Genomic DNA, 24582 nt, shown 5'->3' with positions numbered 1-24582 from the left:
GGATCATCGGTCACGCAGCGCCATCCCTACGCCAGTCTCGAGCTGGATCAGGTTCGAAGGGTCGCCGCGCTCGTGAAGCGGCCTCTCAGCTCCTTGCCGGAACTCCCCTTGGGTGCTTGCGAGGGTAAGCCATGGCGCGCCGGTGTCAACCGGCGCGCCGGGTCGCGTTAGCCTTCCAGGACGTCCTTGGAGGCGACCGTGGAATCGGCGTTCAGCCGGTAGACGATGGGCACGCCGGTCGCGAGCTCGCGGCTGACGATCTCCTCGCCGGTCAGGCCGTCGAGCGCCATGATCAGCGCGCGCAGCGAATTGCCGTGGGCCGCGACGATCACGGTTTCGCCGCGCAGGACGCGGGGCTGGACGGTGTGGATGTAGTAGGGCCACACCCGCGCGCCGGTGTCGCGCAGCGACTCGCCGCCCGGAGGGGGCACGTCGTAGGACCGGCGCCAGATATGGACCTGCTCCTCGCCCCACTTGGCGCGCGCGTCGTCCTTGTTGAGACCCGACAGGTCGCCGTAGTCGCGCTCGTTCAGCGCCTGGTCGCGGATCGTCTCGAGGCCGGTCTGCCCGGTGCGCTCCAGGATCAGGTCGAGCGTGCGCTGGGCACGGCTGAGGACGCTGGTGAAGGCGACGTCTAAGCGGATCCCGGCTGCCTTCAGGCGGTCGCCCGCCGCGTTCGCCTCGGCGACGCCCTGCTCCGTGAGGCCCGGATCGCGCCAGCCGGTGAAGAGGTTCTTGAGGTTCCACTCGCTCTGGCCGTGGCGCACGAGAACGAGGGTTCGGGTCAAGGTCGAGGACATGAGGGTCTGGCTTCCTCCGTTGGAATGGTCAGGCGGGGCGCGCGAGGCCGAGGACGTCGCGCATGGAGTAGAGGCCGGGCGGCTGCGAAGCGGCCCAGAGCACGGCGCGCAGGGCGCCGCGCGCGAAGATCGCACGGTCCTCGGCGCGGTGCGTCAGCTCGATGCGCTCGCCCTCGCCCGCCAGGATCGCGGCGTGCTCGCCGACCACGGAGCCGCCGCGCAGGGTCGCGAAGCCGATCGCCCCTTGCGGCCGCGCGCCGGTGTGCCCGTCGCGCACCCGCACGCTCGCCTCGTCCAGTTCGACGCCGCGCCCCTGCGCGGCGGCCTGCCCGAGGAGGAGCGCCGTGCCGGACGGCGCGTCGACCTTGTGCCGGTGGTGCATCTCCAGGATCTCGATGTCGAAAAATTCGGCCGGCAGGGATTTCGCCGCCTGTTCCAGAAGCACCGCCAGGAGATTCACGCCAAGGCTCATGTTGCCGGACTTCACGATGCGCGCGCCCGCAGCGGCCTCGGCGATGCGCGCATCGTCCTCGGGGGTGCAGCCGGTCGTGCCGATCACGTGAACGAGGCCGCGCTCGGCGGCCAGCCTCGCCATCGCGACGCTGGCGGCGGGCGCGGTGAAGTCGATCACGGCATCCACGCGACCGAGCGCGGCGGCGATGTCGGTCTCGACGCGCACGCCCGGCGGGCCGCCCAGCGCTGCGGCGTCCGTGCCGGCGAGTTCCGAGCCCTCGCGCTCCAGAGCGGCCGCGACACGCAGGCCCGGCGTCTCGCCGGCCAGCCGCAGGAGCGTGCGCCCCATGCGCCCGCCAGCCCCCAGGATCGCCAGCCTCAGGTCTTCGCTCATGATGCCTCCGCCCTTTCCAGACGCGCCTCGCCGTCGGCTTCCATGTCGTGCGTCATCGCGTTGAGCCGCGCATAGAGCCCGCCGGCACGTGCCATCAGCTCGTCGTGCGAGCCGCTTTCGGCGATGCGCCCGCGATCCACCACGAGAATTTGCGCGGCATGGCGAACGGTCGACAGGCGGTGCGCCACGACGATCACGGTGCGCTCGCGCATCGCCTCGTCCAGCGCGCGCTGCACCAGGGCCTCGGAGCGAGAATCGAGCGCCGAGGTCGCCTCGTCGAGCACCAGGATCGGGGCGTCTCGCAGGAGCGCGCGGGCGATCGACAGGCGCTGGCGCTGGCCGCCCGACAAGGTCAGGCCATTCTCGCCGACCGGCGTGTCGTAGCCCATGGGTGCCGCCAGGATGAACTCCTCCGCCTGGGCACGGCGCGCGGCGTCCTCGACCTCGGCGTCGCTCGCCTCCGGCCGGCCGAAGCGGATGTTGTCGCGGATCGTGCCCTCGAACAGCGTCGGGTGCTGCGGCACGTAGGAGATCTGCCGGCGAAGCGAGCCCTGCGTCACGCCCGCGATGTCCTGCCCGTCGATCAGGATACGCCCGGCCTCGGGGTCATAGAAGCGTTCGAGAAGGGCTAGAACGGTGGTCTTGCCGCCTCCCGACGCGCCGACCAGCGCCGTGGTGCGCCCGGCGGGCGCGGTGAAGGCGAGGCCGCGCAGAACGGGCTCGCCCGCATGGTAGCCGAAGCGCACGTCCTCGAAGCGGACTTCGCCGCTCGTCACCCGCAGGGGCACGGCGCCCGGCCGGTCGGCCTGCTCGGGCGTCTCGTCGAGGATCTCGTAGATCATCTGCGCGTTCACCAGCGCCCGCTCCAGCTGGACCTGGAGCCGCGCAAGGCGGCGCGCGGGGTCGTAGGCGAGGAGCAGCGCCGTGATGAAGGCGAACATGGCGCCGGGCGATGTGCCGTAGACGATCGCGCGGTAGCCCGACCAGGCGATCACGGCGGCGACAGCCAAGCCCGCGACGGTCTCGGTGACGGGCCCGGAGCGCTCGGTGATCGCCGCGATGCGGTTGGAACGCTCCTCGGCGGCCCGGATCAGCGTCTCGGTGCGCCCCTGAAGATCCTCCTCCATCGTGAAGGCCTTCACGACGTGGATGCCCTGCACCGTCTCCTGCATGGCGCCGAGCACACGCGCGTTCAGGTCGACCGACTGGCGCGTCGCCTTGCGCAGCTTGCGCGACAGGCGGGCGATCATGATGCCGATCGGCGGCCCGGCGGTGAGCGCGATCAGCGACAGGACCCAGTCCTGCCAGATCATGGCGAACACCAGGAAGATCAGCGTCAGGAGATCGCGCGCGATCGACGTGACGGTGAGGTTCAGCGTGTCGCGCACGCCCGAGACGTTCTGGTTGATGCGGGCGGCGAGCTGCGCGGAACGGGTGCGGTTGAAGTAGCCGACCGAGAGGCTGGTCAGGTGCGCGTAGAGCCGGCGCTGGTAGCCTGCGACGACGTCGTTGCCGATGCGCGCGAGGATGACGCCCTGCCCGTAGGTCGCAAAGCCGCGCACGAGGAACGACAGGAACACCGCGACCGGCAGCGAGAACAGGACGGCCCTATTGCCGGACACGAAAATCTCGTCGATCACGTCGCGCATGATCCAGGCGAGGAAGGCGGTCGAGAGCGCGACGAGGACAAGGCACACGACCGCCACCGCGTAGCCGCGAAGATGCGCGCGGGCGTTCTCGGCGATGACGCGGCGCAGGACGCGCCAGGCCTGGCCCCGTTCCTCCGGGGCGGAGAGCGACAGGGTCTTCTTCAAGCCGGTCCGTTCAGATGATGTCAGCCGTCAGACAAACGCGGCTTGCGGCGGCTCTATAGCCGCAAAGCCGGTTTCTGCCTACCACGGGTCGAAAGGTCAGACGCGCGTCCAGCGCCGGCCGGTGGTCTCCAGGCCGTAGAAGCGCGGCGAGCGGGCGAAGGTGGCGAGGCCCGCGAGCGCGGCGAGCGGCTGCGTGATCGCGAAAAGCGGGATGTCGCGCAGGAGTTCGGTATGGGGCGCCTTGTCCTCGAACGCGGCACGGATCTCGGCCGGCCGCAGCATCGGCACGAGGCGTCCGAAGATGCCGCCCGCGATGTAGACGCCGCCGCGCGCCATGAAGATCAGCGCGAGGTCGCCCGCCACGCGGCCGAGATAGGTCGCGAACAGATGCACCGCCTCGACTGCCTGCTCGTCCTGCCCGTGCAGGGCGGCATCGCTCACCTCGGCCGGGGTCATGTGGGGAGCTTGCGCCCCGTCGGTGCGGCAGATGGCGCGGTAGAGGTTGACGAGGCCGCGTCCGCACAGGACCTGCTCGGCCGAGACGCGGCCCTCGATCGTGTCGAGATGGGGCCAGAGCGCGCGATCGCGCTCGGTGCGCGGGCCGAGATCGACGTGCCCGCCCTCGCCCGCCACGGGAATCCACATCTTGCGGGCGCGCACGAGGCCCGCGACCCCGAGGCCCGTGCCCGGTCCGACGACGACGCGGCTCGCGCCCTCGCGCACCGTGCCGCCGCCGATCTGCGCGCGCCCGGTCTCCGGCAGGGCCGAGACGGCCAGCGCCTGCGCCTCGAAGTCGTTGAGGACGATGACCTCCTCGAAGCCGAGGTCGCGGATCAGGTTGCGCGGGCGCACCACCCAGGGACAGTTGGTGAGGTCGATCTCGTCGCCGTCGATCGGCCCCGCCACGGCAAGCACGGCCGAGCGCGGCTGGAGCGAGGTCTTGTCGAGGACGCTGTCCTGGATCGCCTGGTCGATGTTGGCGAAGTCGGCGGTTTGGACGACCGGAAAGGTCTTGGGCTCGGCGAAGGCGTCCACCAGGATCGCGAAACGGGCGTTGGTGCCGCCGATGTCACCGATCAAGATCGGAAACTTCAAGGCGTCGGCGCTCTCGTGCGTGGCGGTCATGCGTCACCCGTTTCAATCGTTTGAAGCCGTCTGCGCCCTCCCCTAGCACCCGGAGGCCGGCGGCAAAAGCCGCCCTCAGCCGCCCGAGCGAAAACGGGGCATCGGCATGCCGCCGGACGGGGCGGCCGGTGCGGGAGCCGGGGCAACGGCGGTCGGCTCGGGCGCGGCGTAGGCGGCGGCCGGCGGCGTCGCGGCACGCGTCGCAGAGGCGATGGCGGGCGCCTGCGCGTCCGGCTCCGCCAGAACCGCCGCGCAGGCCTTCGGCAGCGCCGTCATGAAGAGCGGCGGCGGCTTCTTGTAGGGCTTGGCGTTCGGCGGGGGCGGCTTCAGCGCCACGTCGAACCACCAGTCCAGCTTGTCACAACCGTCGCCCTTGCCGGTGGATTCCTGCGGCTCGCAGGTCTTGGAGCCGGGCAGGCACTTCATGCGGACGTGGAAGTGGTAGTCGTGGCCGAACATCGGCCGCACCTTGTTGAGCCAGGCGCGGTCGCGGCCCGCCACCTTGCACAGCTTCTCCTTGATGCCGGGGTGAACGAAGAGGCGCTCCACCTCCGGCTCGTTGGCGGCGGTCTTGATGAGGGCCGCGATCTCGGGACGCCAACGGCGCTCGTTGAGATGCGTGGTCTTCGGGTCGATCAGCGAGGGCAGCGGCATCGAATCGCGCTCGGCGTTCGACAGGCGCCGGTTCGGCATCTCGGTCAGGTAGATGTCGGCGTCGAGGCCGATCTGATGCGAGGCGTGCCCGTCGCGCATCGGCCCGCCTCGCGGCTGGGCCATGTCGCCGAAGAGGAGGCCGCGCCAGTTCGCCTGCCGTGCCGCGTCGCGCGAGATGCGCTGAAGCAGCGAGATCATGGCGGGATGAGCGAAGGCGCGGTTGCGCGAGGGCTTCATCACCTGCCAGGTCGGGCCGTCGGCCGGCATCTGCATGGCGCCCTGAAGGCAGCCGTGCGAGTAGAAGCCGATCGCGGCCGGCGCTCCGTCGGAGGGGCGCGTCTTGGCGCCGAAGAGTTCCTTGGCGGGGGTCTGGGCGAGCGTCGCGCCGGTACCGACCAGAAGCAGCGCCGCCGCCAGCGCGGCCATCCGCCCACGTCCCGCTGTCTGCCCCATGACCTGTCCACTCCCCACGCGTCGGCGAGCGCCACCTCTCGGCGGCGCCCCGGGCGAAACTAAGGCGGGCGGATGGCTCGGAGCTTGCGCCGGCCTCAGACCGGCGCGTCGGCCTTGTCGCGGTCGGAGGCGTAGAGGGCGTCGATCACGCGCTGGTTGAGCACCGACTCCTCCAGGCTGAACAACGGCTCGCCGGAGCCGGCGACCGCGCGTGCGAAGGCTTCCGTCTGCAGCCGGTACTGGTCGGCCGCGCCGAAGCGCCAGGTCTCGGCATGGCCATGGTTCTGATCGTGCCAATGGACGGCGGCCTGTGCGTAGAGGCCGGCGTTGAAGGCGCCGTCCACCTCGATGAAGCCTTCCGTGCCGTGGAACACCATGGTCTGGCGCGCGGCGAGCTGGGTGGACAGGTAGAAGCTCAGACGGAACGCGCCGAAGTCGACCTCGCATTCCGAGAAGATGTCGGTGCCGAACTTGGGGTCGCGCTCGATGCGAGCGCGGGCACGGGTCGGCTCGAGGCCCGTGGAAAGCCGCGTGGTCACGACCGGATACACGCCGATGTCCGGCAGCGCGCCGCCGCCGAGCTCGACCTGGTTGCGCATGTTGGCCGGGTCGACGTTGTGGTAGCTGAACGCCCCCTGCACGTGGCGAAGGCGACCGATGCGCCCCTCCTCAATCAGGCGGCGCACGAGAAGCCACTGCGGGTGGTATCGCACCATGAAGGCTTCGGCGACCTGGACGCCGTGCCGGTCGCGCGCCTCGATCAGCGGCTGGATCTGGTCGGCGTGAAGCGCCAGCGGCTTCTCGACCAGCACGTGCTTGCCGGCCTCGATCGCCTTGAGCGTCCACTCCACGTGCTGCGAGGTCGGCAGCGGAATGTAGACCGCGTCCACCTCCGGGCTTTCCAGCATCGCCTCATAGGAGCCGAAGGCATGCGGCGCGCCGAAGTGGAGCGCCAGCGTCTCGGCGCGCGAGCGGTCGCGGCTCGCGATCGCTTCCAGCCGGCAACCTTCCGCCTTCAGGATGGCGGGAATGACCTGCTCGCGGGCGATCTTCGCCCCACTCACGATACCCCAGCGCAGCATGGCCTTCCCTCCCCTTCATCTTATCAAACCTCAGGCGCGCAGCGTCGCGCCGGTCGCCTTGGCGACGGCGGCGACGATCTTGCCCGACACCGCTTCCAGATCCTCGTCGGTGAGCGTGCGGTCCTGCGGCAGGAGCGTGACCTCGATCGCGACCGACTTCGCCCCATCGCCCAGCGCGCCGCCCTCGAACACGTCGAAGACGCGGACCTCGCCGATCAGCTTGCGGTCCGCCCCTTCCGCCGCGCGCACGAGACGGATCGCCTCGACGTCGCGAGGCACCGCGAAGGCGAAGTCGCGGCGCACCGGCTGGAAGGGCGAGAGCTGCAGGACGGGCTTGGTGCGCGTCGCCTTGCGCTTGGCCTCGGGCGCCTCGTCGAGGAAGACCTCGAAGGCGGCGAACGTGCCGGTCGCGCCCATGCGCTTGAGGACAGTCGGATGGAGCTCGCCGAACTCGGCCAGAACGGTCTTGGGCCCGAGCTTCACGCGGGCCGAGCGGCCGGGATGATACCAGGGACTCGCGGGCGTCTCGAACTGGAGGCGCTCCACCGGCACGCCGGCCGCCTCGAGCGCGGCGAGCGCGTCGCTCTTGGCGTCGAACACGTCGACGCTCGGCGCCGCGCCGCTCCAGTCGCGTCCGCCGCCCGTCAGCTTCGCGGTGCCGCGGCGCACGCCGCCGGCCACGCGCCGCTGCCCCTCCGGGCTGTCGGACCGGTAGACGGCCGCGACCTCGAAGAGCGCCGTGTCGGGGTAGCCGGCCCGCGCGTTGCGCGAGGCGGCCGCCACGAGGTTGGGCAGGAGCGAGGGACGCATGTCCGACAGGTCGGCCGCGATCGGGTTGTCGAGGCGCAGGCTGGCCTCGCCGCCGCCGAAGGCCTCTGCCGCCTCGCGCGACACGAAGCTGTAGGTCACCGCCTCCAGCATGCCGCGCGTGGCGAGCGCCCGGCGCACGGTGCGGTCGCGCACCTGCGCATGGGTCAAAACCCGCTGGTTCACACCCGACAGGCGCGGCAGCGGCTGCGGCTCGATCCGGTCGACGCCGACCAGGCGCATGACCTCCTCCACAAGGTCGGCCTTGCCGTCGATGTCGGGGCGCCAGCTCGGCGCCACGACCTCGGCGGAGGCCTCGTCGCGCCCGGCACGCACCTCGAAGCCGAGCCGCGTCAGGATCTCCCGCTGGCGCTCGAAGGGCACGGCGAGCCCGGTCAGCCGCTCGACCTCGGTCTGCGGCAGGCGGATCGGCTCGCGCGCGGCGGCCTCCCCGCCTTCCACGAGTGCCCGGGTCGGCTGGCCGCCACAGAGCTCGATCACCATGCGGGTCGCCAGATCGAGGCCAGGCTCGTTGAAGGCGGGATCGACGCCGCGCTCGAAGCGGTAGCGCGCGTCGGTCGAGATGCCGAGCGTGCGGCCCGTGCGGGCGATGGCGAGCGGCTCCCAGAGCGCCGCCTCTATCAGGACGTCGTTGGTCGTCTCGTCGCAGCCCGAATGCTCGCCGCCCATGATGCCGGCGATCGATTCGGCGCCGTTCGCATCGGCGATCACGCAGGCGCCCTCGGGCAAAGCGTAGGTTCGCCCGTCGAGAGCCAGGATCTCCTCGCCGGTCCGAGCGCCCCGCACGTGCAGGGTGTCGCCCGCGACCTTGGCGGCGTCGAAGACGTGGAGCGGGCGGCCCCGGTCGAAGGTCAGGTAGTTGGTGATGTCGACCAGCGCGTTGATCGGGCGAAGGCCGATGGCGCGCAGGCGCTGCTGCATCCAGTCCGGCGAGGGGCCGTTCCGCACGCCGCGCACAAGGCGCAGGGCGAAGCGTCGGCAGACCGGGCTTTCCAGCGACACGCGCACCGGGCACTCGCCCTCGCCTGCAATCGGCTCGACCGCAGCGGTCTTGAGCGTGCCGAGGCCGGAGGCCGCAAGGTCGCGCGCGATGCCATGGATACCGGTCGCATCCGGCCGGTTCGGGGTCAGGCCGATCTCGATCACGGGATCGACGAGCCCGCGCCACGTGGCGAAGCTCTCCCCGACCGGCGCGTCGGGGGCGAGGTCGATGATGCCGTTATGCTCGTCGGAGAGTTCGAGCTCGCGCTCGGAGCACATCATGCCGAAGCTCTCGACGCCCCGGATCTTGCCGACGCCGAGCGTCGTGTCGATGCCCGGAACGTAGGTGCCCGGCAGGCCGAGGACGCCGACGAGCCCGGCCCGCGCATTGGGCGCGCCGCAGACGATCTGGAGCGGCTTGCCCTGGTTGACGGCGGGCCCCGCGTCGACGGTCAGCACCTGGAGGCGTTCGGCGTCGGGATGGCGCCTGGCGTCGAGAACACGGGCGATCACAAAGGGCGCGAGCTTCGCCTGCCGGTCGATCGCCTCGACCTCGAGCCCGAGCGAAGTCAGCCGCTCGGCGATCTCGTCGAGCGAGGCGTCGGTCTCGAGGTGATCCTTCAGCCAGGACAGCGTGAACTTCATGGGATGCCTAAACTTGCAAAAGGGACGCGCGGGCGGCGCTGGGATCAGGGACGGTTCGGCTGCGTGCCCGTCAGCCCGCCGGCATGGACGAAGCGGTAGACCGAGAGCGCGACCAGCGCGAACACGAGGTGGAGAAGGAGCAGCGTACCGAGCGGCTGGGGCGCGTCGAACGAGAAGCGCACGATCAGCGTCGGCAGGAGGATGCCGACGGCGAGCGAGGCGAGCGTCGCGGGCGTGCCCGGCAGATAGGCGTAAAGGCCCGAGAAGATCGCGACCGTGACCAGCGCCAGCACGTAGTAGCCCGCCGATGCCGCCACCGTGCCGAAGCCGATCGAGACGAAGAGCCAGCCGAACAGTGCCGTCGCGAGAAGCCCGATGATGGCGCCCGCCACGACCGCGATGAACTCCACCACGGTGAAGCGGGCGATGCCGGCGGCGCCAGGAGCCATGGGATCTCTTTCTCGCGAAGGCTTGGATGGTGCCCGGTCATGCCCGCCTTTCGGGGGCGGGTCAAACCGGCACGGGCGTCAGGCCGACAGGCCGCCGAACAGTGTCGGCATGTCGAGCGGGCGGAAGCCGTAATGCTCGATCCAGCGCGCGTCGGCGTCGAAGAAGGCGCGCAGGTCCGGCATGCCGTATTTCAGCATCGCGATGCGGTCGATGCCCATGCCCCAGGCGAAGCCCTGATACTCGTCGGGATCGAGCCCGCCGGCCCGCAGGACGTTGGGATGCACCATGCCGCAGCCCAGGATTTCCATCCAGTCGCTCCCCTCTCCGAAACGCACCTCGCCGGGACGCGAACGGTCGCACTGGATGTCGACCTCCATCGAGGGCTCGGTAAAGGGGAAGAACGAGGGGCGGAAGCGCATGTTCACCTTCGGCACCTCGAAGAAGGCCTCGCAGAAGGTCTGGAGCACCCACTTCATGTTGGCGACGTTGGCCGTGCGGTCGATCACTAGCCCCTCGACCTGATGGAACATCGGCGAGTGGGTGGCGTCGGAATCCTGCCGGTAGGTCTTGCCGGGGATGACGATGCGGATCGGGGGCTTCTGCGCCTCCATCGTGCGGATCTGCACGGGCGAGGTGTGGGTGCGCAGCACCTTGCGCTCGCCGTCCGCGCCCGCCGGTAGAAAGAACGTGTCGTGCATCTCGCGCGCGGGATGGCCGACCGGGAAGTTCAGCGCCGTGAAGTTGTAGTAGTCAGACTCGATGTCCGGCCCATCGGCGACCGAGAAGCCGAGGTCGGAGAAGATCGCGGTGATCTCGTCGATCACCTGGCTGATCGGGTGCAGCCGCCCGCGCGACAGCGGCGAGGCGCGCACGGGCAGCGTCACGTCGAGGCGCTCGGCGGCAAGCCGCGCCTCGATCGCGGCGCCGGCCAGCGTCTCGCGGCGCTCGGCAAGCGCCGACTGCAGGCGGTCGCGCAAGCCGTTGATCGCGGGGCCCGCCTCGCGGCGCTCCTCCGGGCTCATGCGGCCGAGGCCCTTGAGGAGTTCGGACACCTCGCCCTTCTTGCCGAGCGCCTCTAGGCGCACCGCCTCCAGCGCCGCCTCGTCGCCGGCCTCGGCCACGGCTGTGAGGTAGCGGGTTTCAAGCGCGGAAAGGTCGGTCACGGGGCAGTCCTCGAATTCGGGCATCCTGGCGGGCGCAAGCGAACCCGCGCGGCAGCGGTCTTCCTAGAGGCTCAAGCCGCAGAAGGGCAAGCCTTTGCCGCGACGGCCCGGCCGGAACGCGAAAGGGGCCGCGACCCCTCCGGATCGCAGCCCCTTTTTCTAAGCTTCGCGCAACGCCCCGTCAGGGGCGTCGCGGCCTATCAGGCGGCGCGCTTCTCGCCGACCGCACGGGCGTGCTCGGTCTGGCTGGTCTCGCCGATGTAGCCCAGCGCCGAACGCGACTGCTCGACCAGCGCGGCGAACGCCTCGGGCTCGTGGATCGCGATGTCGGAGAGGACCTTGCGGTCGACCTCGATGCCGGCCTTGTTCAAGCCGTCGATGAAGCGCGCGTAGGTCAGGCCGTGCTCGCGCACGCCGGCGTTGATGCGCTGGATCCAGAGAGCGCGGAAGTTGCGCTTCTTGGCGCGGCGATCGCGCGTGGCGTACTGCTTGGAGCGATCCACCGCGGCCTTGGCGGCGCGGATCGTGTTCTTGCGACGGCCGTAGAAGCCCTTGGCGGCCTTCAGGACCTTCTTGTGCTTGGCGTGGGACGTAACGCCCCGCTTGACGCGTGCCATGATCTTATCTCCTTGAAATCTCTAGTGGCCCGGCCGCGTTCAGCGGTTGTAGGGCATGTAGATCTTGACGATCTTCGCGTCGGCCTCGTGCAGGATCATCGATCCGCGGGCGTTGCGAATAAAGTCGTTGGAGCGCTTGATCATGCCGTGGCGCTTGCCGGCGGCACCGGCCTTCACCTTGCCGCTGGCGGTCATGCGAAAGCGCTTCTTGGCGCTCGCCTTCGTCTTCATCTTGGGCATTTGGCTCTCCTAGGGTCAGGATCGCGAACGCGGCGCAAGCGGCCCCTGCCAGCCCTGCGGCCAGATGGGTCCGGCTGGCACCGATCGAGCAAAAGTCGAAGGTCGCGACAGCTTTCGGAGCCGACATGGCATGCCCTGCCAGGCGGCTCGTCGTTGAACGGGCGGCTTATAGCGATCCGTCACAAAAAACGCAATCGCGCGTCGCGAAACGAAAAGGGCGAGCCGCAGGCGGCCCGCCCCTCGCATCGATCCGGCACCAACGCGCCTTGGAACTCAGCCCTTGGGGGCGAGCACCATCATCATCTGGCGGCCTTCGAGCTTGGGTTCGGCCTCGACCTTCGAGATCTCGGCCGTTTCCTCGCGCACGCGGCTCAGGAGCTTCATGCCGAGCTCCTGGTGCGCCATCTCGCGACCACGGAAGCGCAGCGTGACCTTGACCTTGTCGCCCTCCTCGAAGAAGCGGCGCACCGCCTTCATCTTGGTGTCGTAGTCGTGGTCGTCGATGTTGGGCCTCATCTTGATCTCCTTGACCTCGATGATCTTCTGGCGCTTGCGCGCCTCGGCGGCCTTCTTCTGCCCCTCGTATTTCAAGCGACCGAGATCGACGATCTTGCAGACCGGCGGCAAGGCATTGGGCACGATCTCGACGAGGTCGAGACCCGCTTCCTCGGCCATGGCCAACGCGTCCGCGGTCGCCGTCACACCGCGATTCTGGCCGTCGGCATCGATCAGCTGAATCTGCGGGACGCGAATGTCGCGGTTGGAACGAGGGCCTTCCTTCTGAGTGGGCGGGGCGCGAAAGGGTCTGCGAATGGTCGTTGACTCCGGTTGACGACGATAATGGCGTTTGCGACATCTCGGCCGCCGCAGGGCGCGGGCCGGATCACCAGGGGCGCCGCCCGCCGAGCGCGGCTCGGTCGGATTTCCATCTCGATATAACACGTCCCGGCGCGCTTTTCACGTGCCACGAGGCCAAAAAATGCCAAGGCCGGCGAACGGTTCCGGTCCGACGAGACCAGCGGAGCGCGCCCAACCCATGTCCGAGACCTCCCGATCCGCCGGCCGCCTGCGCCGCAACAACGAGCCGGCGCTTGCCTGGGCGGCCGTTTCCGGGCGCCTGCCGACCGTCGTCTGGCTGGGGGGCCTTCGCTCCGACATGACCGGCACCAAGGCCGAGGCGCTCGACGCGCTGGCGGCACTGGCGGGCTTCGGCTTCCTGCGCTTCGATTATCGCGGCCACGGAGCCTCCGAGGGCCGGTTCGAGGACGGCACGATCGGGCTCTGGACCGAGGACGCGCGGGCCGCCGTCGAGGCGCTTGCGCCGGAGGGTCCGGTCGTGCTCGCCGGCTCCAGCATGGGCGCCTGGGTCGCGCTGCGCCTCGTCGAGCGTCTGCGCGAGAATGGACGAAACCCGGTCGCGGGCCTCCTTCTCCTTGCCCCCGCCCCGGACTTCACGACCCGCCTCGTGGAGCCGCGCCTGAGCGAGGATCAGCGCCGCGAACTGGAGGAGACCGGGCGCTTCATGGAACCCTCCCCCTATGGCGAGGGGATGGTGTACTCGCGCCGCCTGATGGAGGACGGGCGCGCGTCCACGGTGATGGATCGCCCGATCGACCTCGGCGGGCTTCCCGTGCGAATCATCCAGGGAATGGAGGACCGCGAGGTGCCCTACCAGCACGCGCTCGACCTCGCCGCCCTCCTGCCCAGCGAGAACGTCACGATGACGCTCGTGCGCCAGGGGGACCATCGCCTGTCCCAGCCGGCGGATCTGCGGCGCATGGAACGGGCCGTGCTGGAGCTTCTCGAGGAGATCGCATCCACCGAGTGACGGTGAGGCGACGGTTTCGTGACGGATCGGCAACAGCGCGCGCGCGACGTCACACGACGAAACGCGAAGAAAGCCGCGCAAACTCCTTGCCTTTCAACGCATCTCTTCCATCTTGCGCGCCGCCGCGCGATTTTCGCGACAGCTTCACGCTTTCCCCCCAATTGACAGGTTTTTGCGTCGCACTCACGATGATGTTCGAGCGGGACACGGGCCGCTCGACCGACGGAGATCGCGATGGTTTTTCGGCGCGTGTTCGGCGCAGCGCTCCTGCTTTGCCTTTTTTCCGGCTCGGCCTCGCAGGCCGCGACGAGCATCATGCCCGTCGGCGGCTTCACCAAGCAGCCCTTCGGCCACTTCGACTACTGCCGGGAGCAACCCGGGGACTGCGCGCCGCTCAAGGGCGCCGACCTCGGCGCGCCGGCCGACCTGACGGCGAAGCTGGCGAAGGTCGTCGCCGACGTGAACACCGCCGTGAACACGCAGATCAAGCCCGCCTCGGACCAGGAACTCTACGGGCGCGAGGAGCGGTGGACGATTCCCGACAAGGCGGGAGACTGCGAGGACTACGCGCTTCTGAAGCGCGCGCGCCTGCACGCGGCCGGACTCCCCATGTCGGATCTCCTGATGACGGTGGTTCGCAAGCGCGACGGCACGGGTCACGCGGTGCTGACGCTGCGCACGAAGCAGGGCGACTTCGTGCTCGACAACCTCGACTGGCGGGTCCTGCCCTGGCGCGAGGCGCCGTACAGCTTCCTGAAGCGGCAATCGACCGACAATCCCGGCCTGTGGGTCGCGATCGAGTCGGATTCGGATCCCGTGGTCAGCGCCGTCACGCCCTGAAGCGTGCCCGACAGAACCCGCGGGCCGAGGGCTGACGACGCATCTGCGGGCGAGACGAGGAGCCGGGCGCCACCCCGTGCGGCGCATGGACGGGCGTCGCCACGAAGCATCGGCGACGAAGACCCGACAGTCCGGACTTGCGAGGTTCCGTCAGCCGCCCTGACGGCTCAGTCGCGCGAGCGGTCCTCGTCGTCGGCGATGGGAGCGCCCTCCTCGCCGAGCGAGGGACCGGGAATGACGTAGGCGCCCGACAGCCACCGGTTCAGGTCCACCGCCTTGCAGCGCGGCGAGCAGAAGGGAAAGGTTTCGCGCTCGGAAGGACGCCCGCATTCCGGGCACTTGCGGCGCGGACGAAGCGGCGTGACGTTCTCGCTCAAGCGGCGGGCTCCGCGACCACGACGGGCGCGACGGCGCCGGGCGCCGGCACCTTGAAGCCCTCGCCCTCCAGGAGCGACAGCGTCTCGTAGAGCGGCAGGCCGACGACGTTCGTGTAGGAGCCGATCATGCGCACGACGAAGGCGCCCGCGCGGCCTTGGACGGCATAGCCGCCCGCCTTGCCGCGCCACTCGTCGGAGGCGACGTAGCGTTCGATGTCCTCGCGCGACAGGCGCTTGAAGCGCAGGCGCGTCTCCACCAAGCGGATGCGCTCGCGCCCGCGCGGCGTGAGGAGGCAGACGCCCGTGAAGACCCGGTGGGTTCGGCCCGACAGGAGGCGCAGGTTGTCGACCGCCTCGTCCTCGATCTCGGCCTTCGGCACGACCTGACGGCCGACGGCGACCACCGTGTCGGCGCCAAGGACATAACGTCCGGTCTCGCCGCGCGCCTTGAGGGCCTCGAAGGCCGCGCGCGCCTTGTCGCGCGCGAGGCGCTTGGCCAACTGGCGCGGGTGTTCGGAGCGCTCGGGCGTCTCGTCGATGTCGGCGGGCAGAAGACGCTCGGGCTCGATGCCGACCTGCTGGAGAAGTTCCAGGCGACGCGGCGAGCCGGACGCCAGAACCAGTGCGCTGCCGCCCATCTGAAACGACCCTTCGGGCTACTTGAAGCGGTAGGTGATGCGGCCCTTGGTCAGGTCGTAGGGCGTCATTTCCACCAGGACCTTGTCGCCCGTCAGCACGCGGATGCGGTTCTTGCGCATCCGGCCGGCCGTGTGAGCGATGATCTCGTGTTCGTTCTCGAGCTTGATGCGGAAGGTCGCGTTGGGCAGGAGTTCGGTGACGACCCCCGGAAACTCGAGAACTTCTTCTTTCGCCATGCGTGTTCTAAACCTTCAGGGCGGGTCGGCTGGCCCGAAGGTCGGCGCGATCCAGAGCGGCCGCCCGCACAGCGGGACGGTCAACATATCGGGAATGTCGGCCCTAGATCGTTGTTCGCGGCGCAAAAAGCAAGCGCCGCGCACGAAATCGCAGGGGACGGACCCCTCTCAGCCGCTGATGCGCTCGATCTCGGCCCCGCAGGCGCCGAGCTTCTCCTCAAGCCGCTCGAAGCCGCGATCGAGGTGGTAGACACGGTTCACCACCGTCTCGCCTTCCGCGACAAGGCCCGCGATCACGAGGCTGACCGAGGCGCGCAGATCGGTCGCCATGACCGGTGCGCCGACGAGGCGCGGCACGCCCTCGACGCGCGCCATCTGACCCGACAGCGAGATCTTCGCGCCCAGGCGGGCCAGTTCCTGCACGTGCATGAACCGGTTCTCGAAGATGGTCTCGGTGATGTGCGCGACACCGTCGGCGCGCGTCATGAGGGCCATGAACTGCGCCTGGAGGTCGGTCGGAAAGCCGGGGAACGGGTCGGTCACGACGTCGACGGGGCGGATGCCGTTGCCGTTGCGATAGACGCGCATGCCGTTGGGCGTGTCGGTGATCTCGGCGCCCGCGTCGCCGAGCGCGGTCAGCGCGGTCTGGAGAAGGTCGGTGCGCGTTCCCTCGAGCGTCACGTCGCCGCCCGTCATGGCGACCGCCATGGCGTAGGTGCCGGTCTCGATCCGGTCCGGCAGAACGCGGTGGCGCGCGCCCGACAGGGCCTCGACGCCCTGGATCGTGATGGTCGAGGTGCCCGCGCCCTCGATCCGGGCGCCCATGGCGTTGAGGCAGCGCGCGAGATCGACGATCTCGGGCTCGCGAGCCGCGTTCTCGATCACGGTCTCGCCCCTGGCGAGCGAGGCGGCCATGAGCATGACGTGGGTCGCGCCGACCGAGACCTTCGGGAAGGTGTAGCGATTGCCGACGAGTCCGCCCTTGGCCTCGGCCACGATGTAGCCCGCGTCGATGTCGATCTCTGCGCCCAGCGCGCGCAGGCCGTCGATGAAAAGATCGACCGGCCGCGTACCGATCGCGCAGCCGCCCGGCAGCGACACGCGCGCCTTGTGGCAACGGGCGAGAAGCGGCCCGATCACCCAGAAGCTCGCGCGCATCTTGGAGACGAGCTCGTAGGGCGCCGTGGTGTCGACGATGGTGCGGGCGGTGAAATGGATCGTGCGGCCCGAGGCCGGCTGGGTCGCCAGACGCTTGCCCGACACGGTGTAGTCAACGCCGTGATTACCCAGAATGCGAATCAGCTGCTCGACGTCGGCCAGGTGGGGCACGTTCTCGAGCGTCAGCGTGTCGTCGGTCAGAAGCGAGGCGATCATCAGCGGCAGGGCCGCGTTCTTGGCGCCGGAGATCGGGATCGTCCCGTTGAGGGCGTTGCCGCCGCGAATGCGAATCCGGTCCATGAAGTCCCCTGTGGCGCGCCCCGGGTCGCAAGCTCGTAAGCCTGCGAAAGTTTGCGTTCCTACACGAGCCACGGCAGTGCGGCAAATGCGGGGCTTGCGCCGGGGGGATCAGTGCGGACGCAGGAGAACGTCCAGCCCGAACACCACCATTCCCACGATCGCGAGGCGCCAGAAGTCGCCGCGCCGCCGCAGGCCCGGCCAGCCGAGCGGGCGCCAGAGGTGGAACAGCATCAGCGCGATCAGGAGGATGGAGAAGAGCTTGTTCATGCGCGCCACCCATAGCGGCGCGACCGCCTTTTCCACAAGCGAAAGGCCCGGCTCGGGAGGTTGAGCCGGGCCTTGGAACGGGGCCGAACGCGAGGGACGGGACGCGGCCCCGCCGGTGTGGCGCCTCAGCCCATCTTGGGCATCAGCACCGAGCCGATGACGTGGACGACGCCGTTGGCCTGCTTGACGTCAGGGGTCTGGATCGTCGCGCCGTGGCCGGCCTGGTCGATCACCACGAGGCGCTTGCCCTCCATCTTCACGGTGAGAGGCGCGCCCTCGACGGTCTTGAGGTGGACCTCGCCGCCGTTGCGGCGCGCCTCGCGCATGAGGCGGGCGGCGGAGTAGTCGCCGGCGACCACATGGTAGGTCAGGATGCTGGTGAGGGTCTTCTTGTTCTCGGGCTTCACCAGCGTCTCGACCGTGCCCTTGGGGAGCTTCTCGAAGGCGCGGTTGGTGGGCGCGAAGACCGTGAACGGGCCCTTGGAGGCGAGCGTGTCGACGAGGCCCGCCGCCTTCACCGCCGCGACCAGCGTCGTCAGGTTCGGCGCCTCGGGCGCGTTCTGGGCGATGGTCTTGTTGGCGTACATCGGCGCGCCGCCCACCATGACGGGCCCTTGCGCGAGCGCGGCGCCGGTGAGGCCGAGGCTCAGGATGGCGGTCGCGAGAATCGGGCGCAGCTTCAGCATGATCGTCTCGTCCTTCCCTTGGTCGGGCCCGCCCTCCCGGCGGCCCGTTGCGTGGGAAGCTACGAGGCGGCGCCGCCGAGCGGATGCAGCGGGCGCGAAATTTTTTCGCAGGACCGACCGATCAGATCGCGCCGAGCGCTCCCTGCCCTATCACCGGGCCGGTGGGTGCGCCGGTGGGCGAGCCACCATCGGGCTCCATCGACACGGCCAGCGCGCCGCCGGGCGTCTCCATCTGGCTCATGCGGCGCGAGACGAGATTGATCCGCAGCGGCCGGTCGCCTTCCAGAACGCCCAGCGACACGGGCGCGCCCCCTGCCGGCACGAACCAGAGCTCGGGCACGCGTCCGGGCTCGGCATGCATGGCGAGCGGCACCAGCATCGCCTGGCCGGTGGCGGGATCGAGAACCGCCGCCAGCAGCGGCACGCCGTCGGCGCCGCTGACGCGGGCCGCGAGCGTTTGTCCGGGACTGACCGGCGAGGAGACGATCACGGCGATCGCCGCCAGGCTCGCCGCGAGCAGCCCGCCCGCGCCGATCGCGGCGCGCCGCCACCAGGGCGAGACGCCCACGCGTGAATCGTTGGCCGCCCGCAGGGCGCGCCGGCGCGGCAGTTGCGCCTCGACGGCGCTCCAGACCGCGCCCGACGGCACTACGGGATCGACGCCCTCCAGCAGCGGCGACAGGCGCTCGTTCCAGCGCTCCACCGCACCGGCGAAGGCGGGATCGGCATGGATCCGGCGCTCCGCCTCGCGGCGCTCCTGTGCAGACAAGGCGCCCAGCGCATGCTCGGCGGCCAGGATGTCGTCGTCCATCTCGGAGGGGCCCAGCGGATCGCTCATGCCTCGAGGCATCCCTTCAGTCGCTGGAGGCCCCGCCTCACGATGCTCTTCACCGTGCCGAGCGGCATGGCGCCGGAGCGCGCCAGATCGTCGTAGGTGCGCCCGTCGAAGAAGGCCGACGCGATGAGGCCGCGCGAGCGCTCGTCGAGTTCGCCGAGGCAGCCGCGAAGCCGCTGCGCCTCCTGCCGACCTTCCAGAAGGATCAGGGCGTCCGGCGCATCGTCCGCCACCGCCTCGGCCGCCTCGACCGGAACCGTGCCGCCCCGGCTCCCGCGCTGCCGCAGCCGGTCGATCGCGCGGTTGCGGGCGATCGTGGCGAGCCACGTGATCGGGCTCGCACGCGCCGGGTCGAACCGGTCCGCCTTGTTCCAAACCGCGATGTATACGTCCTGCAGCACGTCCTCGGCCTCGTCCCTGTCTCCCAAGATACGGAGGCAGACGCCCAAGAGTTTCGCGGCCGTCAGGTCGTAGACGTCGCGCAGGGCATCCCGCTCGCCGTCCGCGACCGCGAGAAGGCGCCGGGCGAGATGTTCGCGGGGCGATGGCGGTGCGGTCATGCGGATCGCTCGTAACCTCCCGGACCGGGTGCCGGCTACGCACCGGCTCCCGTCTCCGCTTGTGGTTCGGAGCGTGCCGCAACGCAAGTGGGTGCGCACGGGAACCGGCGGGCGCGCCACGTGATTTCGCCTCTGACGCGCCCTTCGCGCACCGCTACAGGAGAGATCCATGTCCGCCATCCGGACCGAACACGACACGCGCCCGATCAACGTCCTCTTCCACGACGCGGTGATCGCCTCGACCAAGCGGGCGATCCTCCTGCACGAGAACGGTCGCGAGCCGGTCGTCTACGTGCCGCGCGAGGACGTCGAGATGGCCTTCCTGCACGAGAGCGACCGGCGCACCACCTGCCCGCACAAGGGCGAGGCGCGCTACTGGAACATCTCGGCCGAGGGCTACGGCGAGACGGACGCGGCCTGGAGCTACGAGACGCCCAAGAGCGGCGCCGAGGACATCGCCGGCCACATCGCCTTCTATCCCGACAAGGTGCGGATCGCGATCGGCCAGGCGGTCTAGGCGGGCGGCGCTCCGCGCCGACCGTCGAGCGCGAGAATCATGGCGCCGCCCGCGAGCGTGGCGGCGCCCCCGATGACCGACGTCCCGCCGTAGCTCGCGACATGCGTGCCGAGGGCGAAGATCGCGGCCGCCACGCCCCCGCTCATGAAGAAGTTCACCGAGATCAAGGACGAGCCGAGGCCCGGGCGTCCGCGCACGAGATCCTGCAGATAGGTGATGGGAATGCTGATCAGGGCGGCGGCGCCGAAGCCGCTGATCCCGGTCAGGGCGTAGAGATGCCAGGGGCTAGCGGCCAGACCCAGAAGGACGAGGTAGACGGCGTAGATCGCGGTGCCGAGCGCCAGCGCGCGCACCGCGTTGATCCGCCGCTGGATGCGGGTCCAGGCGAAGATAAACACCACCTCCAGCGCCGCAACGATGCCGACGACGATGCCGATGTCGGCGACCTGGCCCCTCGCCTGCCCGGTGGCGATCAGCGGCAGCAGCGTGCCGTTGAGATGCAGCGCCGAGCAGACGAGGGCGAGCGCCACCATGCGCAGCGAGACCTGAGGGGTGAGAAGCGAGGCGAGCCCGCTCGCGGCCGGCCCCGCGGCCGTTCCATGCGGGCGCTCGCGCGGCAGGAGGAACAGGACCACCAGAAACAGCGCCAGCGCGGCGAGGCTGCCGATCAGATAGGCCGGCAGAAGGCTCGCCCGGCCCGCCAGGAGAACGGCGGTCAGGCCCGGCACCAGCACCCAGGACATGGAGAGCGCCGCGCGGACGGTGGAGTTCACCGCACCGGCCGCGTGGGTGTCGAGCCGGTCGGTCGTGAGGCGCACGGTCGCGAAGAACAAGCCGTTCACCGCGCCGTAGACCGGCAGAAGCAGAAGCACGGCGAGAACGAAGCTCGTCTGGCTCGGCACGAGGAAGACCAGCGCGCTGCCGACGACCCCGAACAGGGCGGTCGCCAGCATCAGGGGGCGGTAGCGGCCGATCCGGTCGGCCCACATGCCGACCGCCACGCTGACGGCGACGTTCACCGCGCCCGAAACCAGGAGAAGCGCCGCGTAGAGGCTGTTGCCGAGGCCGAGCTCTCGGATCGCGACGACCGACTGGTAGGGGCCGGTCGCGGCGAACGAGAAGCCGAAGAAGAAGACGCCGAGCATGGCCGCGCGAACGGTCGGCTCGCGCAGGGCGAGGCCGAGAGGGCTTCCGCGCGCGGCCGCATGGGCTGCCAGGCGCTCTTCTGCGGCGGTATCGAGTTTCATGCGGGGGCTTTTAGTCCTGCCAGCGCGCGGAAAGACGCGGCTCCGGCTCGTACGCGAAAGCGCGCCGGAAGGGGAAGTGGGGACCGACGCGCCGATCGTTGGCCAAGCGCGGAATGTCTTGGTTCACCACGCCGTCGGTCAGGGCCATGAGGTTGGGATCGGCGATCGGCGCGAGTTCCGGCGACAGGTAGCCGGACTTCACCACCAGGAGCCGCTCGGCTTGCGGGTCGAGCCCGAGCCGGCGGAAGTCCTCGAGGTTGTGGTAGGGGCGGCGCCGCGCGGCGAGAACGACGCGCAAGGCCCCGATCCGGACCACGGCTTGCCGCTCGGCCGCCGGGCCCGGATCGTCGAGCCGCACCACCTCGGCCCTGACCCGTGCGGGTCGGCTGGCGGGATCGAGCGTCGCGCCGATCGACAGCGCGAGAGTGACCCCCTCGCCCGCCGCAAAGCACGCCTCCACCGCCGGCTTGTCCGCGATGCCGGCCAGAAGCGCGCCCTGCCAGTCGCGCTCGATCAGCGCGTTGAGCACATCCGCCCGGTCGCCGACGCCGCCGCCGGTCGGGTTGTCGCCGGAATCGGCGAGGATCACCGGGCGGGTGGAGGCGTCTGCGGCGAGCCGCAGCATCTCGTCGAGCGGCCCGGTCACCGGTCCGAAGCCGAAGCCCTCGCGCGCATCCCAGTAGCCTCGGGCGATCTCGGCGGCGGCTTGCCTTGCCGCCTCGCGGTCCGTGCCGGTGACGACCGAGCAGGCCGTCGCGCGCGGCTCGTCGGCCCAGACGTAGCCGATCATCAGGTTCGCGTCCCAGACACCGTCGCGCCGGTCGAAGCCGGGCAGTGCCGCATAGAGCGAGCGCGCCGGCTCGTCCTCGGTCGAGGTGCACTCGCCCGGCAGCAGAACCGGAACCTTCGCCCATGCGACGCCCGGCCGCTCGCCCGAGCGCAGCGTGCGCAGCAGCATCTCCCAGGCGCGCATCATGGTCTCGCGCGTGTCGATATGGGGCGCGGTGCGGTAGGCCGCGAAGATGTCGAGGCCATCCACGACGCGCTCGCTGACATTGCCGTGGAGGTCGTAGCTCGCGGCGACCACGCAATCCTGGCCGACGACCGCGCGCGCCGCCCTCACCCAGTCGCCCTCGGCATCGTCCATGCCGACGACGTTCATCGCACCGTGCAGCGCGAGGTAGAGGCCGTCGAGCGGCAGGGCCGCGCGAAGGCCGTCGAGGAACTCGCGCTTGAAGCCCTCGTAGGCCTCGCGCTCCACCGGACCGCCCGGCACGGCGCGCGCATGAAGAAGCGGGCGGAGGTCGACATCGCCCGCTTGCGTCAGGAAGGAGAAGGCCTCGGCCTGCGGCAGCGCCTCGCCGCGAAAGACGCGGAAGTCCTCGGCCGCGATGGTGGCGGGCGAGTAGGTCGAGCATTCCGTGTGGATGCCGCCGACGGCGATGCGGAAGATCCTGGTCACAGCTTCGGTCCCAGTGGCGCGAGCGCGCAGAAGCGATCCCAGCTCTTCCGCTCGCGCGGCGTCCAGGCGGACTCGGCGATGGCGTAGAGACGCGGGAAGACGAGGTGGTTGAAATAATCGCGGTTCAGGAAGTGCTCGCTCCAGATGCAGGCCTGAATGCCCTTCAACCTGTCGCGCAGCTCTTCCGGCAGGTCGCCCTCGGCCTCGTAGCCGTAGGTGTGGGCGGGCGGCACGGTGCCAGCCCAGCTCGCACCCGGCTCCTGCCAGGCGTCGTCCTGCACCATGTCGAGATAATAGGCCTGGCCCGGCGTCATCACGACGTCGTAGCCCTCGCGCGCCAGCTCGATGCCGACCTCGGGCTTCTCCCAGGCCATGAGCAGCGTTCCCGCCGGATCGACGCCGCCGCCATGGGCCACTTCGTTCCAGCCGGCGAGCCGCTTGCCGCGCGCCTCTAGCATGCGCTGGACGCGGGCGAGGAACCAGCTCTGCAGCTCGAACGTACCGGTGAAGCCCTCGCGCGCCATGACCTCCTTGGCCTTGGGCGAGGCGAGCCAGGCGCCGTCCGCCACCTCATCGCCGCCCACATGGACGTAGGGGCTGGGGAAGAGTTCGGCCATCTCGTCCAGCACGGTCTCCAGGAACGGATAGGTCGCCTCGATGCCGGGGTTCAGGGCGTTGTTCGGGTAGCCCTGCACCGAATGGTAGCTGTCCGGCGCTTCCTGCCCGTCCGTGAGGTCGGGCAGCGCCACCAGCGTCGCCGCGTTGTGGCCGGGAATGTCGATCTCGGGCACCACCTCGACGTGGAGCGCGGCGGCGTGGGCGACGACCCGGCGCACGTCGTCCTGGCTATAGAAGCCGCCGACCGGCTCCGCGCCGTTGCCGAGCTGGGGCTTCAACGGCTCGTCGGGCCCGCGCAGAACGCCGGTCGTGGTGAGTTCGGGATAGGCGCGGATTTCCAGCCGCCACGCCTCGTCGTCGGTGAGGTGCCAGTGGAGGACGTCGAGCTTCGCCCAGGCCATGATGTCGATGAGGCGCAGGACATCGGCGACCGGGTAGAACTGGCGGGAGACGTCGAGATGGCAGCCGCGCCAGCCGTAGCGCGGCTCGTCCTCGATCCGGCCCGATGCCGGAAAGCGGAAGCGTTCGCGGTCGGCGCGGGCGGCGCGCAGCATCTGCGCAAGGCTCACCAGCGCGTGCTGCCGGCCGGCCGGACCGCCGGAGCGCACCGTGATCGTCTCGCCGAACTCGATCTCACAGGCTTCCGCGCCCAGCGCCCCGTCGGTCCGGAAGCGCAGCGCGAGGGTTCCGGGCGCGGGCTCCAGGCGAAACGGCACGTGGTCGACGGGGAAGAGACGCTGGAAGAGCGCGAGCGCGGCGTCGAGGGCCAGAACGTCCTCTGCGGCACTGCCCTTCTCCGGGTGAAGCGCGACGGGAACCGCGTCGCCGGCTTTCAGCGCCGCGTGGCGTGGCCAGGGCAGGAGCGCGAAGGGCTCGTCAAGCCGGCCCTGCGGCAGGCCGGCGGGCGGCAGCTCACTCGGCGCGCCGGCGAGCATGCAGTCGGCGACGGCGACCGCGTGATGCCGCCCTTCGGCATCCGTCAGGTAGGCCGACTTCGGGCCGTCGGTGCGGTGGCGCGCCGGGCGATGGAGGCCGCCGACCGAGAAGCGCCAGGTTTCGCCGGGCGCGAGGCGCAAGCCTTCGGGCGGCGCATAGGCATGGTAGTTCGCGTCGCGCGCGACGAAGCGCGCGTTGCGGCAGGCCGCGCGGTCGATGACGCGCGTCAGCGCCGTATAGGCGATCTGGAACCCCTCCAGCGTCTCGGGCCCGAGGTTCACGAGTGCGAAGTCGAAGCGTCCGTTGGGAGCCACCGAGGCGTCCCAGGTCGATTCCAGCCGGAAGCTCGGGGTCATCGCGTGTCCTTTCCGTGGTTT

At 70.2% G+C, this 24582-nt stretch carries 27 protein-coding genes and 1 riboswitch; of the genes, 3 read left to right on the top strand and 24 right to left on the bottom strand.

Going from position 1 to position 24582, the window contains the following annotated elements:
* Nucleotides 1-6: 6 nt before the first annotated feature.
* Nucleotides 7-119: riboswitch (TPP riboswitch) on the bottom strand.
* A 48-nt stretch (nt 120-167) separates the two neighbouring features.
* The 12 genes from AUL35_RS03430 to infC form a co-directional block, all read right to left on the bottom strand.
* Nucleotides 168-788: a 2,3-bisphosphoglycerate-dependent phosphoglycerate mutase gene (locus AUL35_RS03430; RefSeq protein ID WP_062012078.1), complete on the bottom strand. Its 621-nt coding sequence runs from the start codon at nt 786-788 to the stop codon at nt 168-170.
* Between the two features lie 40 nt (nt 789-828).
* Nucleotides 829-1647 (bottom strand): 4-hydroxy-tetrahydrodipicolinate reductase, encoded by an 819-nt coding sequence (gene dapB, locus AUL35_RS03425; RefSeq protein ID WP_062012009.1) that lies wholly within the window; start codon nt 1645-1647, stop codon nt 829-831.
* Nucleotides 1644-3461: an ABC transporter ATP-binding protein gene (locus AUL35_RS03420; RefSeq protein ID WP_062012007.1), complete on the bottom strand. Its 1818-nt coding sequence runs from the start codon at nt 3459-3461 to the stop codon at nt 1644-1646. The genes dapB and AUL35_RS03420 overlap by 4 nt, the downstream gene beginning before the upstream one ends.
* Nucleotides 3462-3557: 96 nt before the next feature.
* Nucleotides 3558-4586: a glucokinase gene (locus AUL35_RS03415; protein ID WP_062012005.1), complete on the bottom strand. Its 1029-nt coding sequence runs from the start codon at nt 4584-4586 to the stop codon at nt 3558-3560.
* Between the two features lie 75 nt (nt 4587-4661).
* The gene (gene mepA / locus AUL35_RS03410) at nt 4662-5693 is read right to left on the bottom strand and encodes a penicillin-insensitive murein endopeptidase (protein ID WP_062012003.1); all 1032 of its coding nucleotides are present in this window, start codon (nt 5691-5693) and stop codon (nt 4662-4664) included.
* Nucleotides 5694-5788: 95 nt separating this feature from the next.
* The gene (locus AUL35_RS03405) at nt 5789-6775 is read right to left on the bottom strand and encodes a Gfo/Idh/MocA family protein (RefSeq protein ID WP_062012000.1); all 987 of its coding nucleotides are present in this window, start codon (nt 6773-6775) and stop codon (nt 5789-5791) included.
* A gap of 30 nt (nt 6776-6805) precedes the next feature.
* On the bottom strand, nt 6806-9229 hold the full coding sequence (pheT, locus tag AUL35_RS03400) for a phenylalanine--tRNA ligase subunit beta (protein WP_062011998.1): 2424 nt from the start codon (nt 9227-9229) through the stop codon (nt 6806-6808).
* A 44-nt stretch (nt 9230-9273) separates the two neighbouring features.
* Nucleotides 9274-9678, bottom strand: a complete 405-nt coding sequence (locus AUL35_RS03395) for a hypothetical protein (protein ID WP_062011996.1) — start codon at nt 9676-9678, stop codon at nt 9274-9276.
* 78 nt (nt 9679-9756) lie between these two features.
* On the bottom strand, nt 9757-10866 hold the full coding sequence (gene pheS, locus AUL35_RS03390; RefSeq protein WP_082666073.1) for a phenylalanine--tRNA ligase subunit alpha: 1110 nt from the start codon (nt 10864-10866) through the stop codon (nt 9757-9759).
* 176 nt (nt 10867-11042) lie between these two features.
* Nucleotides 11043-11459 (bottom strand): 50S ribosomal protein L20, encoded by a 417-nt coding sequence (gene rplT, locus AUL35_RS03385; RefSeq protein WP_062011994.1) that lies wholly within the window; start codon nt 11457-11459, stop codon nt 11043-11045.
* Nucleotides 11460-11498: 39 nt separating this feature from the next.
* Complete coding sequence (gene rpmI, locus AUL35_RS03380; RefSeq protein WP_062011992.1) at nt 11499-11699, bottom strand: 50S ribosomal protein L35; 201 nt, start codon at nt 11697-11699, stop codon at nt 11499-11501.
* A gap of 273 nt (nt 11700-11972) precedes the next feature.
* Entirely contained in the window at nt 11973-12512 is a 540-nt protein-coding gene (gene infC / locus AUL35_RS03375) for a translation initiation factor IF-3 (protein ID WP_082666077.1), read from the bottom strand.
* Nucleotides 12513-12735: 223 nt separating this feature from the next.
* On the opposite strand from infC, the gene AUL35_RS03370 reads away from it, so the two are divergent.
* The gene (locus AUL35_RS03370; RefSeq protein WP_062011988.1) at nt 12736-13527 is read left to right on the top strand and encodes a carboxylesterase; all 792 of its coding nucleotides are present in this window, start codon (nt 12736-12738) and stop codon (nt 13525-13527) included.
* A gap of 49 nt (nt 13528-13576) precedes the next feature.
* Here AUL35_RS03370 and AUL35_RS21950 read toward each other — a convergent pair whose 3' ends face one another.
* On the bottom strand, nt 13577-13735 hold the full coding sequence (locus AUL35_RS21950; protein ID WP_156417812.1) for a hypothetical protein: 159 nt from the start codon (nt 13733-13735) through the stop codon (nt 13577-13579).
* Between the two features lie 26 nt (nt 13736-13761).
* On the opposite strand from AUL35_RS21950, the gene AUL35_RS03365 reads away from it, so the two are divergent.
* Nucleotides 13762-14367, top strand: coding sequence for a transglutaminase-like cysteine peptidase (locus AUL35_RS03365; RefSeq protein WP_062011986.1), 606 nt, complete (start codon nt 13762-13764; stop codon nt 14365-14367).
* Nucleotides 14368-14534: 167 nt separating this feature from the next.
* Here AUL35_RS03365 and yacG read toward each other — a convergent pair whose 3' ends face one another.
* The 8 genes from yacG to AUL35_RS03330 all read right to left on the bottom strand — a co-directional run bounded on the left by yacG (nt 14535) and on the right by AUL35_RS03330 (nt 19425).
* The gene (gene yacG / locus AUL35_RS03360; protein WP_062011984.1) at nt 14535-14744 is read right to left on the bottom strand and encodes a DNA gyrase inhibitor YacG; all 210 of its coding nucleotides are present in this window, start codon (nt 14742-14744) and stop codon (nt 14535-14537) included.
* Nucleotides 14741-15382 (bottom strand): Maf-like protein, encoded by a 642-nt coding sequence (locus tag AUL35_RS03355; protein ID WP_062011983.1) that lies wholly within the window; start codon nt 15380-15382, stop codon nt 14741-14743. Before AUL35_RS03355 ends, yacG begins: the two co-directional genes overlap by 4 nt.
* An 18-nt stretch (nt 15383-15400) precedes the next feature.
* Nucleotides 15401-15619, bottom strand: a complete 219-nt coding sequence (gene infA / locus AUL35_RS03350; RefSeq protein ID WP_062011982.1) for a translation initiation factor IF-1 — start codon at nt 15617-15619, stop codon at nt 15401-15403.
* A gap of 168 nt (nt 15620-15787) precedes the next feature.
* The gene (gene murA, locus AUL35_RS03345; protein ID WP_062011981.1) at nt 15788-17077 is read right to left on the bottom strand and encodes a UDP-N-acetylglucosamine 1-carboxyvinyltransferase; all 1290 of its coding nucleotides are present in this window, start codon (nt 17075-17077) and stop codon (nt 15788-15790) included.
* A 108-nt stretch (nt 17078-17185) separates the two neighbouring features.
* Complete coding sequence (locus tag AUL35_RS22480; RefSeq protein WP_192847031.1) at nt 17186-17344, bottom strand: hypothetical protein; 159 nt, start codon at nt 17342-17344, stop codon at nt 17186-17188.
* A 125-nt stretch (nt 17345-17469) separates the two neighbouring features.
* Nucleotides 17470-18030: a fasciclin domain-containing protein gene (locus AUL35_RS03340; RefSeq protein ID WP_062011980.1), complete on the bottom strand. Its 561-nt coding sequence runs from the start codon at nt 18028-18030 to the stop codon at nt 17470-17472.
* A gap of 121 nt (nt 18031-18151) precedes the next feature.
* Nucleotides 18152-18868 carry an anti-sigma factor domain-containing protein gene (locus AUL35_RS03335; RefSeq protein WP_062011978.1) on the bottom strand — a complete coding sequence of 239 codons (717 nt, stop codon included), beginning with the start codon at nt 18866-18868 and terminating at the stop codon, nt 18152-18154.
* The gene (locus AUL35_RS03330) at nt 18865-19425 is read right to left on the bottom strand and encodes a sigma-70 family RNA polymerase sigma factor (RefSeq protein ID WP_062011976.1); all 561 of its coding nucleotides are present in this window, start codon (nt 19423-19425) and stop codon (nt 18865-18867) included. The genes AUL35_RS03335 and AUL35_RS03330 overlap by 4 nt, the downstream gene beginning before the upstream one ends.
* A gap of 169 nt (nt 19426-19594) precedes the next feature.
* Here AUL35_RS03330 and AUL35_RS03325 point away from each other — a divergent pair, with 169 nt between their 5' ends.
* Nucleotides 19595-19942: a DUF427 domain-containing protein gene (locus tag AUL35_RS03325; protein ID WP_062011974.1), complete on the top strand. Its 348-nt coding sequence runs from the start codon at nt 19595-19597 to the stop codon at nt 19940-19942.
* Here AUL35_RS03325 and AUL35_RS03320 read toward each other — a convergent pair.
* The 3 genes from AUL35_RS03320 to AUL35_RS03310 are packed head-to-tail and all read right to left on the bottom strand — an operon-like array spanning nt 19939 to nt 24561.
* Complete coding sequence (locus tag AUL35_RS03320; RefSeq protein WP_082666071.1) at nt 19939-21189, bottom strand: MFS transporter; 1251 nt, start codon at nt 21187-21189, stop codon at nt 19939-19941. The genes AUL35_RS03325 and AUL35_RS03320 overlap by 4 nt on opposite strands.
* Before the next feature lie 10 nt (nt 21190-21199).
* Nucleotides 21200-22642, bottom strand: a complete 1443-nt coding sequence (locus AUL35_RS03315) for a M81 family metallopeptidase (RefSeq protein WP_062012072.1) — start codon at nt 22640-22642, stop codon at nt 21200-21202.
* Nucleotides 22643-22647: 5 nt separating this feature from the next.
* Nucleotides 22648-24561: a beta-N-acetylhexosaminidase gene (locus tag AUL35_RS03310; RefSeq protein ID WP_062011972.1), complete on the bottom strand. Its 1914-nt coding sequence runs from the start codon at nt 24559-24561 to the stop codon at nt 22648-22650.
* Between the last annotated feature and the right edge of the window lie 21 nt (nt 24562-24582).

Origin of the sequence: Aureimonas sp. AU4 (genome assembly GCF_001463765.1) — a bacterium.
Classification (GTDB): Bacteria; Pseudomonadota; Alphaproteobacteria; order Rhizobiales; family Rhizobiaceae; genus Aureimonas.
The sequence above is the reverse complement of the archived record's forward strand: the minus strand, read 5'-3'. Positions and strand labels throughout refer to the sequence as shown.